The organism is Cupriavidus sp. FW216-B1 (genome assembly GCF_058789195.1).
This window is the reverse complement of sequence record NZ_JBYTEL010000001.1, coordinates 1-23,761: the sequence shown is the minus strand read 5'-3', so window position 1 is coordinate 23,761 and position 23,761 is coordinate 1. Positions and strand designations below refer to the sequence as shown.

20 protein-coding genes and 1 tRNA gene are annotated in these 23,761 nt (G+C 69.5%); 9 read left to right on the top strand and 12 right to left on the bottom strand.

Annotation, left to right across the window (positions count from 1 at the left end):
• The 6 genes from AC3WXD_RS00105 to AC3WXD_RS00080 form a co-directional block, all read right to left on the bottom strand.
• Window positions 1-76 (bottom strand) — tRNA-Asn (locus AC3WXD_RS00105).
• Between the two features lie 169 nt (window positions 77-245).
• Window positions 246-3,365, bottom strand: a complete 3,120-nt coding sequence (locus AC3WXD_RS00100) for an efflux RND transporter permease subunit (RefSeq protein ID WP_492322724.1) — start codon at window positions 3,363-3,365, stop codon at window positions 246-248.
• Between the two features lie 6 nt (window positions 3,366-3,371).
• Window positions 3,372-4,532: an efflux RND transporter periplasmic adaptor subunit gene (locus AC3WXD_RS00095; protein WP_020204877.1), complete on the bottom strand. Its 1,161-nt coding sequence runs from the start codon at window positions 4,530-4,532 to the stop codon at window positions 3,372-3,374.
• Between the two features lie 2 nt (window positions 4,533-4,534).
• Window positions 4,535-5,881 (bottom strand): TolC family protein, encoded by a 1,347-nt coding sequence (locus tag AC3WXD_RS00090; protein WP_492322723.1) that lies wholly within the window; start codon window positions 5,879-5,881, stop codon window positions 4,535-4,537.
• Window positions 5,882-6,042: 161 nt separating this feature from the next.
• Complete coding sequence (locus tag AC3WXD_RS00085) at window positions 6,043-6,489, bottom strand: cobalt-zinc-cadmium resistance protein (protein WP_492322722.1); 447 nt, start codon at window positions 6,487-6,489, stop codon at window positions 6,043-6,045.
• Window positions 6,490-6,773: 284 nt separating this feature from the next.
• A complete protein-coding gene (locus AC3WXD_RS00080; protein WP_029044317.1) occupies window positions 6,774-7,658 on the bottom strand; it encodes a LysR family transcriptional regulator in 885 nt (294 codons plus the stop codon).
• A gap of 159 nt (window positions 7,659-7,817) precedes the next feature.
• On the opposite strand from AC3WXD_RS00080, the gene AC3WXD_RS00075 reads away from it, so the two are divergent.
• The 4 genes from AC3WXD_RS00075 (at window position 7,818) to AC3WXD_RS00060 (ending at window position 12,788) form a co-directional block, all read left to right on the top strand.
• Window positions 7,818-8,834: a TRAP transporter substrate-binding protein gene (locus tag AC3WXD_RS00075; RefSeq protein WP_029044318.1), complete on the top strand. Its 1,017-nt coding sequence runs from the start codon at window positions 7,818-7,820 to the stop codon at window positions 8,832-8,834.
• Window positions 8,831-10,708: a TRAP transporter large permease gene (locus tag AC3WXD_RS00070; RefSeq protein WP_492322721.1), complete on the top strand. Its 1,878-nt coding sequence runs from the start codon at window positions 8,831-8,833 to the stop codon at window positions 10,706-10,708. Before AC3WXD_RS00075 ends, AC3WXD_RS00070 begins: the two co-directional genes overlap by 4 nt.
• 57 nt (window positions 10,709-10,765) lie before the next feature.
• Complete coding sequence (locus AC3WXD_RS00065) at window positions 10,766-11,620, top strand: isocitrate lyase/PEP mutase family protein (protein WP_492322720.1); 855 nt, start codon at window positions 10,766-10,768, stop codon at window positions 11,618-11,620.
• Between the two features lie 190 nt (window positions 11,621-11,810).
• Entirely contained in the window at window positions 11,811-12,788 is a 978-nt protein-coding gene (locus AC3WXD_RS00060) for a LysR substrate-binding domain-containing protein (protein WP_492322719.1), read from the top strand.
• A 41-nt stretch (window positions 12,789-12,829) separates the two neighbouring features.
• On the opposite strand, the gene AC3WXD_RS00055 is transcribed toward AC3WXD_RS00060, so the two are convergent.
• The 6 genes from AC3WXD_RS00055 to AC3WXD_RS00030 form a co-directional block, all read right to left on the bottom strand.
• Window positions 12,830-13,972 (bottom strand): enolase C-terminal domain-like protein, encoded by a 1,143-nt coding sequence (locus AC3WXD_RS00055; protein ID WP_492322718.1) that lies wholly within the window; start codon window positions 13,970-13,972, stop codon window positions 12,830-12,832.
• 2 nt (window positions 13,973-13,974) lie between these two features.
• On the bottom strand, window positions 13,975-14,976 hold the full coding sequence (locus AC3WXD_RS00050; RefSeq protein ID WP_020206385.1) for an ABC transporter substrate-binding protein: 1,002 nt from the start codon (window positions 14,974-14,976) through the stop codon (window positions 13,975-13,977).
• A gap of 63 nt (window positions 14,977-15,039) precedes the next feature.
• Window positions 15,040-16,092, bottom strand: a complete 1,053-nt coding sequence (locus AC3WXD_RS00045; RefSeq protein ID WP_020206386.1) for a carbon-nitrogen hydrolase family protein — start codon at window positions 16,090-16,092, stop codon at window positions 15,040-15,042.
• Between the two features lie 130 nt (window positions 16,093-16,222).
• Window positions 16,223-17,215: an ABC transporter substrate-binding protein gene (locus AC3WXD_RS00040; protein ID WP_492322717.1), complete on the bottom strand. Its 993-nt coding sequence runs from the start codon at window positions 17,213-17,215 to the stop codon at window positions 16,223-16,225.
• 43 nt (window positions 17,216-17,258) lie between these two features.
• Window positions 17,259-18,113, bottom strand: coding sequence for an ABC transporter permease (locus tag AC3WXD_RS00035; RefSeq protein ID WP_020206388.1), 855 nt, complete (start codon window positions 18,111-18,113; stop codon window positions 17,259-17,261).
• Window positions 18,114-18,135: 22 nt separating this feature from the next.
• Window positions 18,136-18,906 carry an ABC transporter ATP-binding protein gene (locus AC3WXD_RS00030; RefSeq protein WP_059415221.1) on the bottom strand — a complete coding sequence of 257 codons (771 nt, stop codon included), beginning with the start codon at window positions 18,904-18,906 and terminating at the stop codon, window positions 18,136-18,138.
• A 324-nt stretch (window positions 18,907-19,230) separates the two neighbouring features.
• Between AC3WXD_RS00030 and AC3WXD_RS00025 the strand changes: the two genes are divergently transcribed.
• The 5 genes from AC3WXD_RS00025 to AC3WXD_RS00005 form a co-directional block, all read left to right on the top strand.
• A complete protein-coding gene (locus AC3WXD_RS00025) occupies window positions 19,231-19,704 on the top strand; it encodes a DUF305 domain-containing protein (protein WP_492322716.1) in 474 nt (157 codons plus the stop codon).
• Between the two features lie 16 nt (window positions 19,705-19,720).
• Window positions 19,721-21,202 (top strand): YncE family protein, encoded by a 1,482-nt coding sequence (locus tag AC3WXD_RS00020; protein WP_059415217.1) that lies wholly within the window; start codon window positions 19,721-19,723, stop codon window positions 21,200-21,202.
• A gap of 110 nt (window positions 21,203-21,312) precedes the next feature.
• Window positions 21,313-21,834, top strand: a complete 522-nt coding sequence (locus tag AC3WXD_RS00015) for a sigma-70 family RNA polymerase sigma factor (RefSeq protein WP_020206392.1) — start codon at window positions 21,313-21,315, stop codon at window positions 21,832-21,834.
• The gene (locus tag AC3WXD_RS00010; protein ID WP_492322715.1) at window positions 21,831-22,670 is read left to right on the top strand and encodes an anti-sigma factor family protein; all 840 of its coding nucleotides are present in this window, start codon (window positions 21,831-21,833) and stop codon (window positions 22,668-22,670) included. The genes AC3WXD_RS00015 and AC3WXD_RS00010 overlap by 4 nt, the downstream gene beginning before the upstream one ends.
• Window positions 22,671-22,817: 147 nt before the next feature.
• Window positions 22,818-23,761, top strand: a 944-nt coding sequence (locus AC3WXD_RS00005) for a malic enzyme-like NAD(P)-binding protein (RefSeq protein ID WP_492322714.1), incomplete at its 3' end; no start/stop codon positions are given.

Below are 23,761 nucleotides of genomic sequence, written 5' to 3'. Positions count from 1 at the left end.
TGGCTCCCCGACCTGGGCTCGAACCAGGGACCTACGGATTAACAGTCCGGCGCTCTACCGACTGAGCTATCGGGGAACAACGACCGATGCAGCGGCAACCGATGGAAACCGATGCAGACGAAGGCCCGGATTGTACAACAACCGCGGCGATTGTCCAGTGATTTTGCGCGGGCCACCGACTCCGCCACACGAGGCGGCCCGCGCATGCCAAGCACGGCAGGCCGCCGCCGGCGGCCCGCACGGCCTCACACCGACACGTCCTTGCGCGGCGCCGGCTCGCGGTTGTCGAACCAGCGGTACAGCGTCGGCACCATCACCAGCGTGAGCAGCGTCGAGGTGATCAGCCCGCCGATCACCACCACCGCCAGCGGGCGCTGCACCTCCGAGCCCGGCCCCGTGGAGAACAGGAACGGCACCAGCCCCAGCATGGCGATGGTGGCGGTCATCATGACCGGGCGGAAGCGCTGGGCCGCGCCCTGCACCACCGCGTCGTCGAGCGGCAGGCCCGAGTCGCGCAGCGTGCGGATGTAGGACACCAGCACCACGCCGTTGAGCACGGCCATGCCCCACAGCGCGATGAAGCCCACCGAGGCCGGCACCGACAGGTATTCGCCGGTGACGAACAGGCCGATGATGCCGCCGATGGAGGCGAACGGCAGCACGGTGATGATGAGCGTGGCGAAGCGCAGCGAGTTGAACAGCAGGAACAGCAGGAAGAAGATCGCCGCCACCGTGACCGGCACGATGATCTTCAGGTGGCCCATCGCGCGTTCCATGTTCTGGAACTGGCCGCCCCACTCGAGGTAATAGCCCTCGGGCAGCTTGACCTTGCTGTCGGCCGCCTGCTGCAGCTCGGCGACGAAGCCGCCCAGGTCGCGGTCCTTGACGTTGATCATCACCACCACGCGGCGCTTGGCCATCTCGCGGCTGATCTGCGCCGGGCCGTCCGTCACCTCGATCTTCGCCACGCTCTGCAGCGGCACCTGGACGCCGTTGGGCGTGGCCACCAGCAGCTGGCGGATGGCCTGCACGTTGTCGCGGAAGTCCGCGGGCAGGCGCACCGCCGCGGCGAAGCGGCGCTCGCCCTCGAAGATGTCGGTGGCGCGCTTGCCGCCGATGGCGATCTCGATGATGTCGTGGATGTCGGACACGTTCAGGCCGTAGCGCGCGATTGCCTGGCGGTCGATCTCGATGGACAGGTACTGCTGCCCGGAGATGCGCTCGATGCGCACGTCCTGCGAGCCCGGGATGCCGGCGGCCACGCGCGCGATCTCGCCGGCGAGGTCGCGCAGCTTGTCGAGGTCGTCGCCGAACACCTTCACCGCCACGTCCGAGCGCACGCCGCTGACCATCTCGTCGACGCGGTCGGAGATCGGCTGCGCCATCACGATCTGCACGCCGGGGATGGCCTTGAGCTTCTCGCGGATGCCGTTGGCGATGTCGTCCTGGGTCCAGCCGTCGGGCCACTCGTCGCGGCCCTTGAGGCTGGCGATGGGCGTGGACTCGTTCTGGCCCTGCGGGTCGGCCGGGCTTTCGCCGCGGCCCACGCCGGACACCACCGACTTCACGCCCGGCACCGACAGCACCAGCTTGTTGGCCGCCATCTCCAGCTTGATGGATTCCTCCAGCGAGATGTTGGGCACGCGGTCGAGCGCGGGCACGATCGAGCCTTCCTTCATCTCGGGGATGAAGGACGTGCCCAGCAGCGGCACGATCGCGAGGGTGGCGCCGAACGCCGCCACCGCGCCGATCACGGTCTTGCGGCTGTTGGCCAGCGCCCAGCGCAGCATGCGCAGGTAATGGCGCTTCATGAACGCGATCAGGCGCGTGTCGTGCTCGGAGCCGCCCTTGAGCAGGTAGGACGCCAGCACCGGCGAGAGCGTGAGCGACAGCAGCAGCGAGATCGCCAGCGCGATCGAGATGGTGAACGCCAGCGGCGCGAACATCTTGCCTTCCATGCCCTTGAGCGTCATCAGCGGCAGGAACACCAGGATGATGATGCCCACGCCCACGATCACCGGCGTGGCCACCTCCTGCACCGCCTTGACCAGGATCTCGGTCTTGCTCAGGCGCGATTTCTCGCGGTAGCCGAGCCGCTCGAAGGCGTTCTCCACCACCACCACCGAGCCGTCCACCATCAGGCCGATGGCGATGGCCAGCCCGCCCAGCGACATCAGGTTGGCCGACAGCCCCACCTGGTTCATCACCATGAAGGTCAGCAGCGGCGTGAGCACCAGCGTGGCCAGCACGATCACCGACGAGCGCACGTCGCCGAGGAACAGGAACAGCACGATCACCACCAGCACCACGCCTTCGAGCAGCACCTTGGTCACGGTCCACAAGGCGGAGTCCACCAGTTCGCTGCGGTCGTAGTACGGCACGATCTGCAGCTTGCCGGGCAGCATGCCGCGCTCGTTGATCTCGGCCACGCGGGCCTTGACGCGGCTCACCACTTCCTTGGCGTTGCCGCCGCGCATCATCATCACGATGCCGCCCACGGCCTCGGTCTCGCCGTTCTTGACCAGCGCGCCCTGCCGCACCTCGTGCCCCACCGCCACGTCGGCCACGTCGCGCACGTACACCGGCGTGCCGGCCACCTCCTTGAGCACGATGCTGCCGATGTCGTCCACGCCCCTGGCCAGGCCCACGCCGCGGATCAGGTACTGCTCGGCGTAGTGCGGCAGCACGCCGCCGCCGGAGTTGGCGTTGTTGCGCGCCAGCGACTGGTAGACCTGCTGCAGCGTGATCTGGTAGTGGCGCATGCGCTCCGGGTTGACCAGCACCTGGTACTGCCTGACGTAGCCGCCCTGCGAGTTGATCTCGGCCACGCCGGGAATCGAGCGCAGCAGCGGGCGCACCACCCAGTCCTGGGCGATGCGGCGCTCGGAAAGCTCGTCCGTGGTCAGCGCGCGGCTGCCGTCGTCGGCGCGGTCGAGCGTGTACTGGTAGACCTCGCCCAGGCCGGTGGAGACCGGGCCCAGCACCGGCGTCACGCCCTCGGGCATGCGCCCGCCCACTTCGATCAGGCGCTCCATCACCAGCTGGCGGGCAAAGTACACGTCGGTCGCGTCGGTGAAGACCAGCGTGATCAGCGACAGGCCCGCCTTGTTGAGCGAGCGCATCTCCTCCAGGCCGGGCAGGCCCGTCATGGCCATCTCGATCGGCACGGTGACGAAGCGCTCCACCTCCTCCGGCGAGCGGCCGGTGGCCTCGGTGGCGATCTGCACCTGCACGTTGGTCACGTCGGGAAACGCATCCACCGACAACTTGGTGGCCGCGCGCAGGCCGAAGAAGAACAGCACCACCGCCAGCACGCACACCACCAGCCGCTGCTTGATGGCGGCTTCCACAAGGGATTTCATCATGGCCGCTTATCCCTGTTCCAGGCGCTTGCGCTCGTTGTCCAGATGGAAGGCGCCATCCACCACCACGCGGTCGCCGGCCTTCACGCCGCTGTGGACCACGCGCATGCCGTCGCTCTCCGCGCCCAGCCGGACCTTGGCCAGGCGGTACTGGCCGCCGGGCAGCTCCACGTAGACCTGCTCGTCGTTGCCGTCGCGCACGATGGCGGACTCGGGGATCACCAGCTGCTCGGTCGGCGCGCTGTTGATCAGCATGCTGGCCAGCATGGCGGGCTTGAGGCGGCCCTCCTTGTTCTCCAGCTCGGTGCGCACCAGCACCGTGCGCGTCTGCGGGTTCACCGTGCGGCCCACGTAGATCAGCTTGCCGGTGATCTGCTTGCGGCCGGCGCCGTTGCCCAGCGAAGGCACCTCGATGTCCACGCTCTGGCCCTCGGCCACCAGCGCGGCCTGCTGCTCGGGCACCTCCGCCACCACCCACACGCGCGACAGGTCGGCCACGGTGTAGAGCGCGTCGGCCGGCTGCACCACCTGGCCCTGCGCCACGTTGCGCTCCACCACCGTGCCGCTGATGCTGGAGAACACCGGCGAATACGAATCGATGCTGCCGCTCCTGGCCAGTTGCGCCACCGCCGCGGCCGACATGCCCAGCACGCGCAGCTGGTCGCGGTAGGCGCGCATCTCGGCCGAGGCGATCGCCAGCTCGCTCTCGCGCCGCTGCAGCTCGCCGCGGCCGATCACGTCGGCGGCGAACAGCTGGCGCGCGCGCTCGGCGTTGCGGGCCTGCAGATCGGTCTGCGACTCGGCCTTGAGGAAGGCCAGCTGCGCCGTGCCCAGCTCGCTGCTGTGCAGGCGCGCCAGCACCTGCCCGGCCTTGACCTCCTGGCCGAGGATGCCGTAGAGATCGGTCACGCGGCCGGTCACGCTGGCGCCGATGCGCGCCACGCGCTGCTCGTCGAAATCGATGCGGCCGGCCACGCGCAGCACCTCGCTGAAGGCGCTGGTGGCCACCGGCGCCACCTTGAGCGTCTGCTGCAGGGCCGGCTCGGGCCTGACCACGCCCGGCGGCAGCTTGGGCGCCTCGGCGGCGGGCGCGGGATCGTCGGAGCAGCCGGCCAGGGAAAACAGCAGGGCTGCGGTTGCCGTCAGGGAAAGAAGGAAATGGGGACGCATGCTTAGTTGGGTTCCGTAGGTGCCGTGGAAGCGGGAGACGCTGCGGGGGGTGACGCCAGAGGTGACGCCACGGATGGCGCGAGAGCCGGCGCCGCCGCGGCATCGCCGGGCACGCTCGACAGCAGCTTCTCGATCTGGATGGTGGCGGTCTGCAATTCGTACTGGGCCGCGATCAGGTCGCTGCGCGCGCCGCGCAGCACGCGCTGGGCGTCCAGGTAATCGAGGATGCCGCGCTCGCCGAAGCGGTAGGCCGACTCGGCCACCGCCAGCGCCGACTCCGCCTGGCGCACGATGCCGCCCTCCAGCGCGCCGACCTGCGCCTGCGTGATCTCGTACTGGCGGTAGGCGGTTTCCAGTTCCTGCCGCAGCTCGAACTCGCGCAGCTCCAGCGCGGTGCGGGCCTGGATCGCCTGCGCGGTGGCCTCGCCCACCGGGCCCGTGCGGCGGTCCCACAGCGGAATGGTCAGGGTCAGGCCGACCTGCGAGACGGTGTTGTCCGGCTCGCGCGCGGCGCTGGCGCGCACGGCCAGCTCGGGCAGCCGCAGCGAGCGCTGGTAGTCCACCGCCAGGCTGGCGCGGTCCGCCTCGAGGCGGCGCTGGGCCAGCTCGGCATTGCTGCCGCCCAGGGTGTCGCGCAGCACCGGCAAGGCCGGCAGCGGCGCCTGCTGGCTCAGGCTGCCGGCCACCGCGTAGTCGGCCGGCATGGCGCCGCCGACCTGCTGGCGCAGCGCCGCCTTGGCCTGCTTGACGCGCAGGTGCGCGCTCTGCAGCGTCTTCTGCGCGCTCAGCAATTCGGTCTCGGCCTTGATCAGCTCGTAGCGCGGCGCCTCGCCCACCGCCACGCGCAGGCGCGCGCGGTCGTGGATCTGCCGCATCATGGCCAGGTCGTCCTGCGCCGCGGCCTGCTCGGTCTCGCGGCGCAGCACCTCGAAATACGCGGTCTTGACGCGCGCGGCCAGCTCGGCCCGGAACGCCTGGCGGCCCGCCTCGGTGGCCTCCAGGCTGCGCCCGGCCATGTCGGCGCGCAGCCGGCGCTGCTGCGGATAGTCCAGCTTCTGGGTGATCGCCACGGTCGGCGCGGGACCGCCGGCCACGCCGGCGCTGCGCGGCGACAGCCGACCGTACAGCACCTCCACCTGCGGATTGGGATAGGCCCGCGCGCTGGTCACGGCGGCACTGGCGGCGTCGACGCCGGCCTGGGCCGCCTCGACGCCCTTGTTGGTGGACTGCGACAAGGACAGCAGCTCGGGCAAGGTGAACGTCTGCGCCGCCAGCGCCGGCAAGGCGCCGAGCGGCAGCAACGCCACCACGGAATACATCGTGATCTGTCTGATCTGTTTGATCTGCATGACGAAAGGGGGCAGGCAAGACGGCTGCGCGCCCGCCACCGGCGCGCGCACGGCGCGCGGCGGCAGTCAGTCCGCGCGCGCGGTGGCGAGCGGACCGGGGCGCCCAGGCAATGGGAACGCATCCCGGGCGCGCGCGATGCGCGCCGGGATTGCCGGGGCTGTCAGATCAGGGAGATGGGCGGCTTGAAGAACGCCGCCGGCAACGGTGCCGGAGGTGCGGGGAACGGCCGCGCGCGCGCGATGGGCGGCGGCGAAACGCGCACGGCGGGCAGCGCGAACAGCGCGCTGGATTCCTCGATCTCGTCGAGCAGGTCGAGCGGATCGAGCAGGTCGGCGGACCAGATCTCGCAGTAGCCGGGCGGCTCGTCCTCCGCCACCGCCACCGCTTCGGGCTCCGCCTCGGCCATCAGGCCGTCGTCGCCGGGCGCCACCACGTGGCCGGGGTCGGCGATGCCGTCCAGCCCGTCGAGCGCGCGCGGCACCGCCGCGGCGAACGCCTCCGCGCGCGCCGCCTCGGGCTGCGCGCCGCCGGCATGCACGTTCGCCGCCGTCCCGAAGGACAGCAGAGACAGGCACAAGGCGGTGAGCAGGAACAGCAGGGATCGCATCGGTCTGGGGGCGAAGACGAGGGTAAAAACAGGGGCGGTCCAGGTGGCGCGGCAACCGCTTGATGCAAGCGGCGCATGGATGGTGCGCGGCAGCATTGTAGCGTGGATGCTCAACATAGACAGGGAAAGGCACCCGGCGTTCCGTTGGAAACGGACAAGAATCCGGTGCGCTCCGGACATGGCCGCCGGGGGCGCCGGCGCGCCACCCGCGTGTTCCCGGTTCCCCTCCACGGAGGGCCGGCCCTCCGAGGGGATCGCAGATCATCGGGACGGCGGCTGCCCGCTCACGCCGCCGCGGCCTTGCCGCGCTCGCGCACCTGCCGGATGAACGCGCGCACCGCCGGCGCCTTCTCGTGGCGCCGGTGCGCCACCGCGATCTCGGTCGGCACCACGCCGCCGTGGATCTCGCGGTAGACCACGTCGGGAATCACGATGTGGTCGACCACCGAATGCGGCACCACCGCCACGCCCGACCCCAGCGACACCATCGTCACCACCGCCACGAGGCGACCCGGGCGCGTCACGATCTGCGGATGGAACTGGCCGCGCCGGCCGATCTCCAGCGTGCCCGATTCCTGCTCCGGCAGGATGAAGCGCTCGTCGCGCAACTGCGCCGGGTGCACCACGTCGAGCCGGGCCAGCGGCGACTCCGCGTGCAGCGCGAGCACGAAGCGCTCCCGCGCGATCACGATGCCGTCGATGCCGACCGGATAGGTCACGGGCGGGCGCAGGAACGCCACGTCCAGCGTGCCCGCCTCGATCAGTTGCGGCAGCCGCGCGAGCGCGCCTTCGCGCAGGTTGACCTCGAGGTCGGGATAGTGCTTGCGATAGATCGACAGTTCCGCCTGGAGCACGCCGGAGTACGCCGTCGAGGCGATGTAGCCCACTTCGATGCGCCCGATCTCGCCGCGCCCGGCGCGGCGCACGGATTCCTCGGCCTGGGCGAACTGCTCCAGCGCGCGCCGCGCCTCGACCTGGAACACCTCGCCGGCCGAGGTCAGCGACACCGAGCGCGTGGTCCGGTGGAACAGCCGCACGCCGAGCATGCGCTCGGCTTCCTGGATCTGCTTGGTCAGTGCCGGCGGCGAGATGTGCAGCAACTCCGCCGCGCGCACGAAATGCAGGCAATCCGCCACGGCCATGAAGCAACGAAAATGGCGCAATTCCATGATTTACAAGGGATTTATCTATTAACCAGGTGGAAATTATTTAACGACACAATGATAATAGCTGCCGTGTTCCGACAGTCTAGACTTGCAACGCTGAGGCACGCGGGCATGGCCCGGGCGCCTCGCATTTCAACGAGACCAAGCGAGAGACAGACCGTCATGACGACACGGAGAACCTTCCTCAAGACCGCGGCTGTAGCCACTACCGCACTTTCCCCGGTAGCTTACATCCGCAGCGCGAATGCCGCGCCGGAATTCAAGCTGCGCTTCGGCAGCTACCAGCCCCCTTCCCACCCGGTGAATATTCGCGCCAAGGAAATGGCCGAGAAGATCCGCACCGAATCGGGCGGGCGCGTCGACTTCCAGGTCTACCCGAACTCGCAGCTTGGCAGCGACACCGACATGCTGTCGCAATTGCGCGCCGGCTCCATCGACTTTCTCGCGCTGTCGCCGCTGACGCTCGGCACGCTGCTGCCGGTGGTGCAGATCAGCGGCATCGGCTTTGCCTTCAAGGACTATGCGGCGGTGTGGGCGGCGATGGACGGCGAGCTCGGCGCCCACCTGCGCAACGAGATCGGCAAGACCTCGCTGTTCGCCTTCGAGCGGATCTGGGACAACGGCTACCGTCAGATCACCACCAGCAGCCGCCCGATCGCCACCCCGGACGACCTCAAGGGCCTGAAGATGCGCGTGCCGCCGGCGCCGATCTGGACCTCGATGTTCAAGGCGTTCAACGCCTCGCCCACCACCATCAGCATGCAGGACGTGTACACCTCGCTGCAGACCAAGGTGGTCGACGGCCAGGAAAATCCGCTGGTGCTCATCGAGGCGTCCAAGATCTACGAGGTGCAGAAGTTCTGCTCGCTGACCAACCACATGTGGGACGGCTTCTGGTTCCTCGGCAACAAGGCCAAGTTCGGCAAGCTGCCGGCCGACCTGCAGCAGGTCGTCACGCGCAACGTCAACGAAGCCGCGCTGAAGCAGCGCGCCGACACCAGGAAGACCAACGACGCGCTGGTCGACGACCTGCGCGGGCGCGGCCTCAAGTTCAACAGCGTGGAGCAGGAAGCCTTCCGCGCCAGGCTCCGCACCGCCGGCTTCTACGCCGAATGGCACCGCCGCTTCGGCGACGAGGCCTGGAGCCTGCTCGAGAAGTTCGGAGGAAAGATCTCGTGATCGAGCGGCCCCTGATCCCGGCCGCCGCGCTGCATCCTTCGGCCACGCCCCTGCTCGGCGCGCACCGGCTGCTGATGCGCTGCGTGGGCGCGCTGGCCGCGTGCCTGGTGTTGGCGGATACCTGCATCCTGCTGGCCGGCGTGGTGTCCCGCTACGTGTTCGACAACCCCCTGGACTGGACCGACGAGCTGGCCTCCACGCTGTTCATCTGGCTCACCATGCTGGGCGCGGTGCTGGCGCTCGACAAGGGCGAGCACATGCGCCTGACGGCGCTGGTGAACCGCCTGTCGCCGCGCTGGCAGGCGTGGCTGCAGACCATGTCGGCGCTGGTGGTGTGCGCCTTCGTGATGCTCATCATCGTGCCCGCCATCGGCCACGCGCACGACGAGATGGAAATCACCACGCCCGCGCTGGGCATGCCGGCCGGCTACCGCGCCGCCGCGCTACCCGCCGGCGCTGTGCTGATGGCGCTGACCTCGCTCGCGGGCCTGCTCAAGCGCGCCTCGCTGCGCGACGCGCTGCAGGCGCTGGCCGTGCTCGCGGCCGTGGCCGGGCTGCTGTGGCTGGCCGGGCCGCTGCTGCTGTCGATCGGCAACTACAACCTGCTGATCTTCTTCGTGCTGCTGCTGGGCGCGGCCATCGCCGCCGGCCAGCCGATCGCCTTCGCGTTCGGCGTGGCCACGCTGGCCTATATCGGGCTGGTCACGGACTCGCCGTACTCGGTGGTGGTGAGCCGCATCGACGAAGGCATGTCGCACATGATCCTGCTGTCGGTGCCGCTGTTCGTGCTGCTCGGCGCGCTGCTGGAAATCAGCGGCATGGCCAGGTCGCTGATCGACTTCATGGCCGCGCTGATCGGCCACACGCGCGGCGGGCTGCAGTTCACGCTGCTCGGCGCCATGTTCCTGGTCTCGGGCATCTCGGGCTCCAAGGTGGCCGACATGGCCGCCATCGCGCCGGCGCTGTTCCCGGAGATGAAGAAGCGGGGCTGCAAGCCGGAAGACCTCGTGGCGCTGCTCTCGTCCACCGGCGCGATGACCGAGACCATCCCGCCCAGCATCGTGCTGATCACCATCGGCGCCGTGTGCAGCGTCTCCATCACGGCGCTGTTCACGGGAGGGCTGATGCCCGCCGTGGTCGCCACGCTGGCCATCGCCGTGGTGTGCTGGGCGCGCGCGCGCCGCGAGCCGGCGCCGGGACTGGCGCGCGCGCCGCTGCGCGTGGTGCTGCGCACGCTGCTGTTCGCCGTGCCGGCGCTGGCGCTGCCAGTGCTGATCCGCTACGCGGTGGTCATGGGCGCGGCCACCGCGACCGAGGTGGCCACCGTGGGCGTGGCCTACATCGTGCTGGTCGGCATGATCGGCTGCTTCCTCTACCGCAACATCGACCTGCGCCAGCTCTATCCGACGCTGGTCGAGACCGCCACGCTGTCCGGCGCGATCCTGCTCACCATCGGCATGGCCACGGCGATGTCGTGGGCGCTGACCCAGTCGGGCTTCTCCGCCGACGTGGTGGACCTGATGGTGCGCGCCTCCGGCGGCGCGCCGGGCTTCCTGCTCATCACCATCCTGGCCTTCGTCATCCTCGGCAGCGTGCTGGAGGGCATTCCGGCGATCGTGCTGTTCGCGCCGCTGCTGTTCCCGGTGGCCAAGACGCTCGGCATCAACGAGGTGCACTACTCGATGGTGGTGATCCTGGCGATGGGCATGGGCATGTTCTCGCCGCCGTTCGGCGTGGGCTTCTATGCCGCCTGCTCGATCGGGCGCGTCTCCGCGGATGCCGTGTTCGGGCGCGTGTGGGGCTACCTGGGCGCGCTGCTGCTGGCGCTGCTGGTGGTGGCCTTCGTGCCGTGGCTGTCGGTCGGCTTTCTCTGACCTCGCACCGGGGCCCCGCGCGGCGGCCCCGGGCTTCTCTCCTTCAGATCCATTCCCATGACTTCCAAAGCAGAACTGCGCCTGCGCTTCAAGGCGCTCTTCGAAACCGGCGCCACCGTTCCCGCGGTGGGCGCCTTCGATCCGCTCAGCGCGTTGCTGGTGCAAAAGGCGGGCTTTCCCGTGGTCTACGTCGGCAGCTACGGCGTGGCTTCCTCGCGCGGCATGCCGGACGTCGGCCTGCTCACGCTGGACGAGCTGGTGGCCGCGGTCCGCTCGGTGGCGGACGCGGTCGACCTGCCGGTCGTCGCCGATGCCGAGAACGGCTTCTACAACCCCGCCAACATCTGGCGCGCCGTGCGCCTGTACGAGAACGCGGGCGCCAGCGCGATCCACATCGACGACCATGAAAGCGGCAAGCACTCCGACCTGCCGCGCCGCCTGCTGCCGCTCGACGAGATGCTCGCGCGGCTGCGCGCCGCGCGGGACGCGCGGGACGACCCGAACTTCACCATCATCGCGCGCACGGACGCGGCCTGGGCCACCGGCAACATCGAGGACGCCGTCGCGCGCATGACCGCGTTCGCCGGGGCCGGCGCGGAAGTGGTGTTCGCCACCGGCATCAACGCCACGCAGCTGGCGGCGGTGCGCGAGCGCATCCCGGCCCACGTGGTGCTGGTCAACACGCCGCCCGAGACGCTGGCCCAGGAGCGCGCGGCGCGCGTGCAGATGGTCATCTATCACAACTTCTGCCTGAACGCCGCGACCCACGGCGTGGCGCGCGCGCTGGCACAGTTCCATGCGGCGCTCGACGTCACGGCGGCGGCGGACCTGATGGACAAGGTGGACGACGTCGAGGCGCTGCTGGACTACCAGGGCTACAACCAGCGCGGCGCCCACTACGGCATGCGCTAGCCGCCGGCGCGGCACCTCGCCCTGGCCGTCCCGGCGCGACGACACCGTGCCGGGACGGGACGGCCGGCGCGCGCGGCCGGGCACCTGCGCGATGGTTTCCGGTGGCTTGCGGCACGCTTTCTGGCCGTTGCGGCACGCTTCTTGCTAGTTACCGGAAGCCTTTCCACCGCCCGCCTTTGCGCGCTTCTCCGTGTCGACCATCTCCTCCCGCCTGCCGCCGATCCACTGCCTGCTCGCATTCGAGGCCAGGGCGCGCCTCAAGAGCGGCGTGCTGGTGGCGCAGGAGCTGGCCATCACGCCGAGCGCGGTCAGCCACCGCATCCGCCAACTGGAAGATTTCACGCGGCTGACGCTGTTTACCAAGGTCAACGGCGAGATCATCCTCACGCCCGACGGCCAGTCGTATCTCGAAACGGTGCGCAGCGCGCTGTATGCGCTGAGCTACTTTCCGTCCTCGCGCGGCAGGACGATCAAGCCGCGCGCCAAGCTGCGGCTGAGTTCGCCGCCGACCTTCGCCACCCAGATCCTGCTGCCGCGCCTGGGCCTGATCAAGGAGCACTTCCCGCAACTGGAGATCGACATCCAGCTCTCGGTGCCGCTGATCGGCGCCAAGGCCGAGCCGGCCGACATCGAGATCCGCTTCGGCGACGGGCGCTACACCGGGCGCAAGGTGGTGCGCATCCTCGACGAGCAGGTCATGGCCGCGTGCAGCCCCGCCTATGCCGAGCGGCACGGGCCGTTCACGACGTTCCCGGACCTGCTGCGCGCGGACCTGCTGCGCTGCTCGATCGAGCCGTGGCGCCCCTGGTTCCAGGCCGCCGGCCTCGACTGGGAAGAGCCGAACAGCATGTTCCAGTTTTCCGACGTGGGCCTGTTCGTCGACGCGGCGGCCCACGGCATGGGCATCGCGCTGGCCCGCCCCACCCTGATCCAGTCCCATCTGGCGAGCGGGCGCCTGATCACGCTCTACCCGGCCACCACCGCCACGCCCTACTACGCTTATTACGCCACCTGCCCGCCGGAAGCCTACGAGCGCCCCGAGGTGGAAGGCTTCATCGAGTGGCTGGAGAAGGAGCTGAACATCAGCACGCCCGGCGCCTACGGCGGCGCGCGCGCGGGCAAGCCCAGGCAGCGGCGCGGCGCGCCGGCGGAGGAGTTCGCGCGGTAGTTCGCACGACAGTTCGCACAACGAGGCCGGCACGGATTCCGTCACGCCAGGTACCTGCGCACCTGTTCTTCGTTCCACGCCATGCCGTGGCCGGGCCGGCGCGGCACGCGCACATGGCCGTGCACGACCTCGACCGGCTCCATCAGGATGGGCTCGGCCATGCGGAAATACTCGAGCAGGTGCGCGCCCGGCGTGACCGTCATCAGGTGCGCGCTGACCTCCTGGTAGAAATGATTGGAGACCGGTACGTTGCGCGCGCCGCACAGGCTGGTTGCATCCAGCCAGCCGCTCACGCCGCCCACCTTGCCGAGGTCCGGCATCATCAGGTCGGAGGCGCCGGCGCGCAGGCTCTCGCCGATCTGCGCCGGGCCCCACAGGTTCTCGCCCAGCTGGATCGGCGTGTCGACGGCGGCGGCGATCTGCGCGTGTCCGTGCAGGTCGTCGTAGCGCGTGGGCTCCTCGATCCAGGCCAGGCCATAGCCGTCCAGCGCCTTGCAGCGCACCACCGCCTCGGCCACGGACAGGCTCTGGTTGTAGTCCACCAGCAGCGCCGCGCGGCCCTGCATCGCCGCCAGCGCGGCCTCGACGATCTCCAGGTCGGTGGCCAGCGACGCATGGCCGATCTTGATCTTGACGAAACCGAAGCCCTGCTCGAGCGCCTCGCCCACGTGCCGCACGATCTGCTCGCGGTCTTCCATGCCGTAGCTGGCATAGGCGCGCACGCGGTCGTTCGCCGACAGGTCCGCGCCGAGCAGCGCCGCCAGCGGCTGGCCGAGGAACTTCGCCCAGGCGTCCCACAGCGCCATGTCGATGGCGGACAGCACCATGTCGAGCAGGCCGACGCTGCCGAGCAGCCTGAACCGGGCGCGCAGGCCGGCCATGACCTGGCGCGGCGCCAGCGCGGCGCCGGCGAGCTGCGCCGTCACGTCCTCGCACAGCGCGGCCACGGCGCGCAGCGCGGTGGGCGTGTAGGTGAACAGGTAGGCGTGGCCGGTCACGCCGGCGCTGGTGTGCAGGTCGAGCAGGATCATCGGCGCGGCCGGCATCGTGCCGCTGGCCGTGCGCAGCGGCTGCGCGAACGGCACCACGAGCTGGCGCACGCGGCAGGCCCGGATCGTCGGCAGGTCCGCGCCGCGCGCCGCCGCGCGCTCGCCCATGATGGCTCCCCAGAAGGCATCGGCCATGATCAGTTCCCGAGCGCGGCCTGGATGTACTTGCGCGAGACCACCTTGGCGTAGTCCGGCATGGCCTTGAGGTTGCCGAGCTCGACCTGCGTCGCCATCGCGTTCTCGAACGCCTTGGGCGAGATGTCGACCGAGGTCGAGTATATCTTGCCCTCGATCATGCGGCGCACGGCGGCGTCGATGACCTTGGGATCGAGCGAGGGGAACTCGGTCCTGGCGATGGCGATGGTGCCGTCCACGTCCTTCTGCATGTAGACCACGGCCTGCTGCAGCGCCTTGACGAAACGCGTCGCCGTGTCCGGGTCCACGCCGCGGCGGGTGCTGATGGCGGCCACCGTGTACTCGCTGGCCATGCTGGAGAAGCCGTACACCACCTTCATGCCCTTGGCCGCGACCTGGTCGAGCCCGGGCTGGTACAGCACGCCGAACCTGGCCTGCCCGGCCAGCAGCGGGCCCGGCTCGGAGCCGATCTGGACCTGCGAGATCTTGACGTCCTTGCCGGGCGTGAGGCCGTTCTGCCGCAGCAGCTTCATGAACAGCGAGGTGCTGGTGGTGGGCATCTGGCCCGCCACCACGGTCTGGCCCTTGAGGTCGGCAACCGAGTCGAACTTCGCGTCGGGCGCGGCGGCGATCCAGAACGACGGCCGGCTCACCACGCTGGCGATCACCTGCACGTCGGCGCCCTTCTCCGCGGCGATCGCGCTCCATTCGGGGCCGTGCAGCGAGAAGTCGGCCGCGCCGGCCAGCAGCGCGGACAGCGCCGCGTTGGCCGAGCCGGCGGTCTGCTTGGTCACGGTCAGGCCCTGCTTGTCGAAGAAGCCGCCGTCGATGGCCACGTAGACCGGCAGCAGCTGGATGGACTGGAACAGTTGCGACAGCACCACCGTCTTGTTCTCGGCGAGCGCGAGCTGGCTCGCGCCCAGCAGGCAGGCCGCGGCGGCGAGGCGGGGCAGGAAATGCTGGAAGCGCTGGAAGCACTGGATGCGCTTGAGGCTGGAAATCATGATGCGGCTCCGGATGGCGGATGACTGGGCGGGCGGCGGCGCGCGGCGCCGCCGCGTGCTGTTTCAGTTGACGGCTTCGGCCTCGGGCACGCCCTTCCAGGCGCGCTCGCCGTATTCGCCGTCGCCGGCGCCGTCCGCGCCGTCGCCGCCGAAGCTCGCCGGCGCGTGCGCGTGGCGGTGCACGCGCAGGTCGAACACGTCGAAGCGGTTGTAGTAGCCGACCACGTCCTGGAACTGCTTGGGCACCACGCAGCGCGCGATGTCGATGTCCGCGTAGGCGATGCCTTCCTCGTCGCGCAGCACCTCGCTGATGGGCGCGCCGTCCGGGCCGAGGATCATCGACACGCTGCGGGACGCTTCGTCGATCACGCGGTGCACGGCCGGATTGCCGCGCGCGATCATGTCGATCACGGCGGGCTGCAGATAGCTCGACGACACCACGTTGAACAGCTTGCCCTCGAAGGCGTGGGCGCCAGCGCGCAGCTTGATCGACGCTTCCAGGTCATAGGCGGGCTGCCCGGCCGGATGCGTGGGAAAGCGCGGCGAGAAGCTGGAGACGTGCACGTTCTCGCCCTGCGACATCAGCGCGAAGCGCGCCAGCGAATTGGTGTTCTCGCCGCAGATCAGCGCGCCGATGCGGCCGATGCGGGTATCCACCACGCGCAGGCCGCTGCCGTCGCCCATCGCCCACACCAGCTTCTCGTAGTAGGTCGGCATCAGCTTGCGGTGGCGGTTGAGGATGCTGCCGTCGTCGCCGATCAGCACGTTGGTGTCCCACACGCAGCCGACGCTGTTGGGCGTCGACTCGTTGATGCCGATCGAGACGAACACGCCGTGCTCCTTGGCGGCGCGGCGGATGCGGGCCATCTCGGGGCCGTCGATGGTCACGGAGGAAGCGGCCAGCTTGACGAAGAACTCGTGGGTCTCCACCGGCGCCCACACGCCGGCCCAGACCGGGAAGGCCGAGATGAAGGCCTCGGGAAACGCGACCAGCGAGGCGCCGTTGCGCGCGGCTTCGGCGATCCAGTCGCAGGCCTTGTCGACGCAGGCGTCGCTGTCGAAGAAGACCGAGGAGATATGGCAGGCCGCGGCCTTGAAGGAGGGATAGGTTCTCATGATCGTGTGTGCAGGCAACAGAGGGGTAGGCGATGGTGTCCGGCACCATCGCAGCTGGAAACGGAAAAAGGGAAACAGGTAAGGCGGTGAAGCGGCGCAGCGGCGCGGCGGTGAGGCAGGCCGCGCCGGCCTAGCGGGCGGCGTCCACGCGCGCGATGCCGCCTTCGATCAGCTTGCGGGCGACCAGCGTGTCGTAGTCGGGCTGGCTTTTCAGGTTGCCCAGCGCGATCTGCGTGTCCATCGCGATGCGCAGCGCGTCGGGCGAGATGGCCACGGTGGTGGCGTAGACCTGCTCGGCCAGCATGCGCTTGACGGCGGCCTCGACCACGGCGGGATCGATCGAGGGGAACTCCGTCCTGGCGATGGCGACGGCCTCGGCCGGGTGGGTGTTCATGAAGCGCAGCGCGGACTCCATCGCCGCGATGAAGCGCCGGGCGGTGTCGGCATCCACGGACTTGCGCGCGGTGATGGCCGACAGCAGGTAGGGGCCGTACTGGCGCGGAAAGCTGTGCACGACCTTGAAGCCCTTGGCCACCGCCTGCTCCAGCGCCGGCTGGTAGAACACGCCCACGCTCGCCTGGCCGGCCAGCAGCGGGCCCAGCTCGGCGCCGGCCTGGACCTGCTTGACGGTGATGCCGGCGGCGGCCGGGTCGATCTTGTTGTCGCGCAGCAGCTTGGAGAACAGCGAGGTGCTGGCGATCGGCATCATGCCGGTCGACACGGTCTGCCCGGCGAAGTCCTTCGGCCCGGTGTACTTCAGGTCCGGCGCCGCGGCGATCCAGACCGCGGCGCGGTTGACCACGCCGGCGATGACCTGCACGTCGGCGCCCTTGGAGGCGGCGATGGCGGTCCACTCGGGGCCGTGCAACGAGAACTCCGCGCTGCCCGCGATCACCGCCGACAGCGATGCATTGGGCGAGCCCGAGGTCTGCTTGGTCACGTCCAGCCCCTGCTGCGCGAAGAAGCCGTGGTCGAGCGCCACGTAGAGCGGCAGGAACATCACCGACTGGAACAACTGCGACACCACCACCTTCTTCGGTGCCTGGGCCGAGGCGGGCGCGGCGGCCACCAGGGCCGCGGCCAGGCCCAGCATGCATGCGGTTCGCTTGAGTAGGGTTTTCATGAAAGGCTCACGTGGAATGGACGATATGGGGAAAAGGCGCGCGTCAGACATTGAGGCTGGCGTGGTGCACGTCGTCTTTCCAGGGCAGCAGCTTGCGCTCGATGTAGTCGATGACGAAATACAGCCCGAAGCCGATCACCATCAGCGTGAACAGGCCGGCCCACACCGTATTCAGGTCGTAGAGCCCGGACGCGGTGAAGATCATGTGGCCCAGGCCGTGCTCGGACGAGATGAACTCGCCCACCACCGCGCCCACCAGGCCGAAGCCGATGTTGATGCGGAAGGTGGAGATCATGGCCGGCAGCGAGGACGGCACGATCACCTTGAAGAACACGTCGTGCTTCTCCGCGCCCAGCGTCACCAGCAGCGTCTGGAAATCGACGTCGGCGTCCTTGGCCGCCTGGTACGCCGCGATCAGCGCCACGATGGCGGTCAGCGAGACGGCCAGCGCGACCTTCGACACCAGGCCCGTGCCGAACCACAGGATCACGATCGGGCCGAAGGCGATCTTGGGAATGCTGTTGACCGCGATGATGAACGGCTCGGTCAGGCGCGCGATGAACGGCGAATACCACAGCGCCAGCCCCAGGACGGAGCCCACCAGCGTGCCGATCACGAAGCCCAGGATCGACTCCATCAGCGTGTAGCCGCTGTCGCGCAGCAGGTCGCCGCTGGCCATGCCGCGCGCCAGCGCCTTGTAGATCTCGGCCGGCGAGCCGACCATGAAGGACGACACCCAGCCGATGTCGGCGCCGAGCTGCCAGACCCACAGGAACAGTACCAGGGCCGCGACCTGGATGGCCGAGCGCCCCCAGCCGTTGTCCAGGACATGCGTTTTCTTCTTGCGGCGCGCGCGCGCCGGGGCAACCGGCGGCGCGCCGGAAATAGCGTGGCTCATGTTCACTCCCGTTCTTGGAAAATCAGTGCTGGCGCGTCTGGATGTCCAGCTCGGCGCATAGCTGGTGGAAATAGCCCGAGAAATGCGGATGGCTGCGCGCCCCGATCGGCGACTTCTCGCCGATGTCGATGTCGTAGACCTGCTTGACGTGCGAGGGCTTGCCCGCCAGCACCACCACCCGCTTGGACAGCGCGACCGCTTCGTCGATGTCGTGCGTGACCAGGATCACCGTCTTCTTGAAGGTATCGACCGCCTCCAGCAGCACGCCCTCCAGATACAGGCGGGTCTGGTAGTCGAGCGCCGAGAACGGCTCGTCGAGCAGCAGCACGTCCGGGTCCGAGATCAGCGTGCGGATCAGCGCCACGCGCTGGCGCATGCCGCCCGAGAGGGTCTTGGGGTAGTTGTTCTCGAAGCCGCCGAGCCCGAAGGTGTTGAGGTATTCGAGCGCGTTGTCGCGCGCCTCCGCGGCGGGCATCCGCTTGAGCTCGGGCGCCAGCATGACGTTCTCGAGCACGGTGCGCCACGGGAACAGCAGGTCGCGCTGCATCATGTAGCCGACCTTGCCGCGCAGGCCCGTGACCTGCTGGCCGCGATAGCTGATCTCGCCGGTATCGGGGTCGAGCAGCCCGGCGATGATGTTGAAGATGGTGGTCTTGCCGCAGCCGCTGGGGCCGATGATGCTGACGAAATCCTGCTCGTTCACGTCGAAGGTCAGGCCGCCGAGTACGTCGACCGTCTTTCCCTTGGTCGGGAAGGATTTCTTGACACCTTTGAGGCTCAGTAACTTGTGCATGATGTTGGATCCGGAAATGGCGATGGCGCGGGGTATCGGGATTTGCGGACGAAGGCGTTTCAAACCGACGGGCCCATCTTCAGGGTTCGCGGCCACTTTGGAAATTGAAAGAGACAACCTCGGGGATGCAGTATTTTTCAATGCCCCCGGAACGCGCATGCCGGCGCGCGCCGCGCACGGATGCGGTGCCTGGGCGCAAGTGTTCCTTGCGCCTCCCCCGGGCGCGCCCCGAAAAAATTCGCGCGGCGGCGGAATAAGCGCGGGCGGCCCGCGTCTACCCCATCAGCGGCCCCATCGGGGCCTCATGACGACAAGGGGAAAAGGATGGCGATCCTGCACGCTTCACCGCGCCGGCTGGCCCGCGCCGGCGCTGGCCTGATGCTGGCGCTCGCGCTGTGCGCGTCGGCAGCCGCGGCCACCGCCGCCACGGGCGGCTCGGACGAAGAGAAATTCATGGCCGAAAACGACGCCGCCATGACGAAGATGATGGACGGCATGGCGGTCAAGCCCAGCGGCGACATCGACGCGGACTTCGCCGCGATGATGATTCCGCACCACCAGGGTGCCATCGACATGGCGATGTCCGAGCTGCGCTACGGCCACAACGAGCAGTTGCGGCGCATCGCGCAGGAAATCATCGTCGACCAGCTGCAGGAAATCGCCGCGATGCGGCTGGCGCTCGGCCAGCCGCTGCCCCCGTCCGAACCGGCGCCGACGCAGGCCGGCCCCGGCCAGCCGGCTACCCTGACCGCCCCGGCCGAACCGGCCGCCCACAACCACGCCATGCACGCACACTGACACCAAGGCCCACACCATGACCCGAAATCCCTTCAGGAAGACCGCCTCCCTCGCCCTGCCCCTCGCGCTCGCGCTCGGCATGGGCGCCGCCTGCGCCGGGCAGGCGCCCGGCGCGCTCGGCGCCGCCGACATCCCGGTCAGCCACCGCGACCGCATCTACGCCGCCGAGCAGTTCTCCAACACCGTCTCGGTCACGGACCCCGCGGACAACAAGCTGCTGGGCGTGATCCGCCTCGGCGACCCGGCGCCGGGCAATTTCAGCCCGCTGTACCGCGGCCAGGTGCTGGTGCACGGCATGGGCTTCTCGCCCGACCACCGCACGCTGGCGGTGGTGTCGATCGGCTCGAACTCGGTCTCGTTCATCGACACCGCGACCAACGCGGTCAAGCACGTCACCTACGTGGGCCGCTCGCCGCACGAGGCGTTCTACACGCCGGACGGCAAGGAAGTGTGGGTCACGGTGCGCGGCGAGAACTACATCGCCGTGCTCGACGCCGCGACCTTCGAGGAAAAGACCCGCATCACCGTCGCCGGCGGGCCCGGCATGCAGATCTTCTCGCCGGACGGCAAGTACGGCTACATCTGCTCGTCGTTCAACCCGGACACGGCCGTGGTCACGGTGGCCGACCACAAGATCGTCGGCCACGTGAAGCAGGAAAGCCCGTTCTGCCCCAACATCGCCGCCACGCCCGACGGCAAGCAGGTGTGGTTCACGCTCAAGGACGTGGGCCGCACCCAGGTCTTCGAGGCGCTGCCGCCGTTCCGCCCGCTCAAGACCATCGAAACCGGCCCGATCACCAACCACGTCAATTTCGCGCGCACGGCGGGCGGCACCTTCGCCTACGTCAGCGTCGGCGGCCTGAACCAGGTCAAGGTGTTCCGCACCGACGACTTCTCCCAGGTGGCGACCATTCCGGTGGGCAGCCTGCCGCACGGCGTGTGGCCGTCCGGCGACGGCACGCGCATCTACGTCGGCCTGGAGAACGCCGACCAGCTCGCGGCCATCGACACGGCCAGCAACAAGGTGGTCGCCAACGTGCCGGTCGGCCAGGCCCCGCAGGCGATCAACTACGTGCCCGACGCGGTGCCCGAAGGCGCCGGCACGGACGGCCTGCAGCAGCTCGGCGTGGCCGGCCAGACCACGCAGCTGAAGCTGCTGCGCGTCGCCGACGGCAAGCCGGTCGCCGCGGACAACGCGCCGACCAGCGTCACGCTGTTCGACCAGGGCCTGCTCCAGGTGCTGCAGGCTTCGGCCACCGGACTGCAGCCGAAGCAGCCCTACGTGCTCGCGCTGGCCAGCCAGGCCGACGGCACGGGCATACTGGAGCCGCTCGCGTCGTTCATGACCAATCCGGCGGGCTCGGCCATCGTCAACGCCATCGGCCCGATCCGCCAGGTGGTGCAGGGCGGCGACGGCGCGCAGGCGCGGCGCTACCTCGTCATCGCGCCGGCCGCGAACGGCAAGCCGGCCGCGCCGGTCCAGGTGCAGGCGCTGTAGGGGAAACGGCAGCCGGAAGGCGGCAACCGCGCCAGCCGGCGGACCGCCGGCTGGCTGTGGCATGATGCCGCGCGGCCGGGTGTACCAGGGAGGACATCGCAGTGAAAGACATGTTGCATCAAGTCGAGCCGCTGATACCGGCGCTGCGCCGCTATGCGCGCGCGCTGCTGCGCGAGCAGGCGGCCGCCGACGATCTGGTGCAGGACTGCCTGGAGAAGGTCATCACCTACTGGGACAGCCGCCGCAGCAACGACGACACGCGCAGCTGGGTGTTCGCCATCCTGCACAACCTGGCCGTCACCGCGCTGCGCCGGCGCGCCGGCGGGCTGGGCACGCACGTCGCGCTCGAGGACGTCGACGAAGCCCTGATGGCGTCGCGCGCCACCCAGGAAGACGCGCTGCGCCACCGCGACCTGATGAACGCGCTCGACGCGCTGCCCGCGGACCAGCGCAGCATACTGCTGCTGGTCTCGGTGGAAGACATGTCCTACGCGGACGCCGCGCGCGTGCTGGACATCCCGATCGGCACCGTGATGTCGCGGCTGTCCCGCGCGCGGGAGAAACTGCTGAGGATCATGGAGACCGGCGTGGCCGGGGCGGCCACGAAGTCTGCATTGCGGAGGGTGAAATGAGCGACAACCGGAACGGCGGCTGGCACGGCAACGATGGCGGGAACGACGGCCGGCCGGTGCAGGAAGAGGAGCTGCTGGCCTACGTCGACGGCGCGCTGGACGCGGCGCGGCGCCACCAGATCGACGCATACCTGCGGCATCATCCCGACGTCGCGCGCCGCGTCGAAGGTTATGTCGCGCAACGCGCGCAACTGCGCGCCGCCTTCGCCCCCATCGCCCGCGAGCCGGTGCCGCCCGAGCTGAACCTGCGCCGCATGCTGGAGGCGCGGCGCGCGCGCACCGGCGCGCCGTGGCGGCTGGCCGCGTCGGTCTTCGTCGCGCTGTGCCTGGGCGGCATCGGCGGCTGGATCGGGCGCGCCGCCACCGAGCCCGCGGCCGGCGGCATCGCGGCGCTGGCGCGCGAGGCCACGGCGAGCTACCAGGTGTTCGCCTCCGACCCGGTGCGCCCGGTGGAGATCAGCGCCAGCGACAGCGCCGACCTGCTCAAGTGGGTCTCCACGCGGCTGCGGCGCCCGATCGCCCTGCCGGACCTCGCGCAGTCCGGCTACCGCTACATCGGCGGGCGGCTGGTGGCCACCGAGCACGGCCCGGCCGGCCTGTTCATGTACGACGACGGACACGGCACGCGCGTGGCCATGCTGGTGCGGCCGATGGCGACCGAGCAGAACATGCCGATGAAGGCCCACGCCCAGGCCGGCGTGGCCGGCTACTCGTGGGCGGCCCAGGGCCTGGGCTACAGCCTGGTGGCGGCGGACTCCACGCGGGGCCTGCATCCGCTGGCCGACGAGATGCGCCGTCAGCTCGGCGAGCAGGCGCGCAAGGCGCCGCCCGCGTAGGTCGCCACGCAGCGGATTTCAACATCGCTTGAGATCATTTCAATACCCGCGCCGGGCGTTTGCCGGATACTTGGTGCCATCGCCCGGCACCGCCGGCGGCCCGCCGGTGTTCCGCATCCGGCTATTGCCTCCTTTCCGCCTTCCGCAATGTCCGAAGAAAACCCCTCCAGCCAGAACCCCAGCCGCGACGCCTTCCGCCAGGCGGCGCTCGAATACCACGAATTTCCCACGCGCGGCAAGATTTCCGTCACGCCGACCAAGCCGATGTCCAACCAGCATGACCTGGCGCTGGCCTACTCCCCCGGCGTGGCCGCGGCCTGCGAGGAGATCGTGGTCGATCCGGCCAACTCGTTCCGCTACACCGCGCGCGGCAACCTGGTCGGCGTCATCACCAACGGCACCGCCGTGCTGGGCCTGGGCGACATCGGCCCGGCGGCCTCCAAGCCCGTCATGGAAGGCAAGGCCGGCCTGTTCAAGAAGTTCGCCGGCATCGACGTCTTCGACATCGAGATCGACGAGAAGGACCCCGAGAAGCTGGTCGAGATCATCGCCTCGCTCGAACCCACCTTCGGCGGCATCAACCTCGAGGACATCAAGGCTCCCGAGTGCTTCTACGTCGAGCGCAAGCTGCGCGAGCGCATGAATATCCCCGTCTTCCACGACGACCAGCACGGCACCGCCATCGTGGTCGGCGCGGCCGTCATCAACGGCCTCAAGGTGGTCGGCAAGGACATCGGCGAGGTCAAGCTGGTGGCCTCCGGCGCCGGCGCCGCCGCGCTGGCCTGCCTGGACCTGCTGCTCGACCTGGGCATGAAGCTCGAGAACATCTGGGTGACGGACCTGGCCGGCGTGGTCTACGAGGGCCGCACCGAGCTGATGGACCCGGAGAAGTCCCGCTTCGCGCAGAAGACCGACAAGCGCAAGCTGGGCGAGGTCATCGACGGCGCCGACATCTTCCTGGGCGTGTCCGCCGCCGGCGTGCTCAAGCAGGACATGGTGCAGCGCATGGCCGAGCGCCCGCTGGTGCTGGCGCTGGCCAACCCCAACCCGGAAATCATGCCGGAGCTGGTCAAGGAAGTGCGCCCGGACGC

Bases quoted from the DNA above. Each gene is read 5' to 3' on its own strand.
- AC3WXD_RS00065 (WP_492322720.1), top strand. From the start codon at position 10,766: ATGACTTCCAAAGCAGAACTGCGCCTGCGCTTCAAGGCGCTCTTCGAA.
- AC3WXD_RS00035 (WP_020206388.1), bottom strand. From the start codon at position 18,113: ATGAGCCACGCTATTTCCGGCGCGCCGCCGGTTGCCCCGGCGCGCGCG.
- AC3WXD_RS00010 (WP_492322715.1), top strand. From the start codon at position 21,831: ATGAGCGACAACCGGAACGGCGGCTGGCACGGCAACGATGGCGGGAAC.
- AC3WXD_RS00055 (WP_492322718.1), bottom strand. From the start codon at position 13,972: ATGGCCGATGCCTTCTGGGGAGCCATCATGGGCGAGCGCGCGGCGGCG.
- AC3WXD_RS00030 (WP_059415221.1), bottom strand. From the start codon at position 18,906: ATGCACAAGTTACTGAGCCTCAAAGGTGTCAAGAAATCCTTCCCGACC.
- AC3WXD_RS00050 (WP_020206385.1), bottom strand. From the start codon at position 14,976: ATGATTTCCAGCCTCAAGCGCATCCAGTGCTTCCAGCGCTTCCAGCAT.
- AC3WXD_RS00045 (WP_020206386.1), bottom strand. From the start codon at position 16,092: ATGAGAACCTATCCCTCCTTCAAGGCCGCGGCCTGCCATATCTCCTCG.
- AC3WXD_RS00015 (WP_020206392.1), top strand. From the start codon at position 21,313: ATGTTGCATCAAGTCGAGCCGCTGATACCGGCGCTGCGCCGCTATGCG.
- AC3WXD_RS00085 (WP_492322722.1), bottom strand. From the start codon at position 6,489: ATGCGATCCCTGCTGTTCCTGCTCACCGCCTTGTGCCTGTCTCTGCTG.
- AC3WXD_RS00090 (WP_492322723.1), bottom strand. From the start codon at position 5,881: ATGCAGATCAAACAGATCAGACAGATCACGATGTATTCCGTGGTGGCG.
- AC3WXD_RS00040 (WP_492322717.1), bottom strand. From the start codon at position 17,215: ATGAAAACCCTACTCAAGCGAACCGCATGCATGCTGGGCCTGGCCGCG.
- AC3WXD_RS00100 (WP_492322724.1), bottom strand. From the start codon at position 3,365: ATGATGAAATCCCTTGTGGAAGCCGCCATCAAGCAGCGGCTGGTGGTG.
- AC3WXD_RS00020 (WP_059415217.1), top strand. From the start codon at position 19,721: ATGACCCGAAATCCCTTCAGGAAGACCGCCTCCCTCGCCCTGCCCCTC.
- AC3WXD_RS00095 (WP_020204877.1), bottom strand. From the start codon at position 4,532: ATGCGTCCCCATTTCCTTCTTTCCCTGACGGCAACCGCAGCCCTGCTG.
- AC3WXD_RS00075 (WP_029044318.1), top strand. From the start codon at position 7,818: ATGACGACACGGAGAACCTTCCTCAAGACCGCGGCTGTAGCCACTACC.
- AC3WXD_RS00025 (WP_492322716.1), top strand. From the start codon at position 19,231: ATGGCGATCCTGCACGCTTCACCGCGCCGGCTGGCCCGCGCCGGCGCT.
- AC3WXD_RS00080 (WP_029044317.1), bottom strand. From the start codon at position 7,658: ATGGAATTGCGCCATTTTCGTTGCTTCATGGCCGTGGCGGATTGCCTG.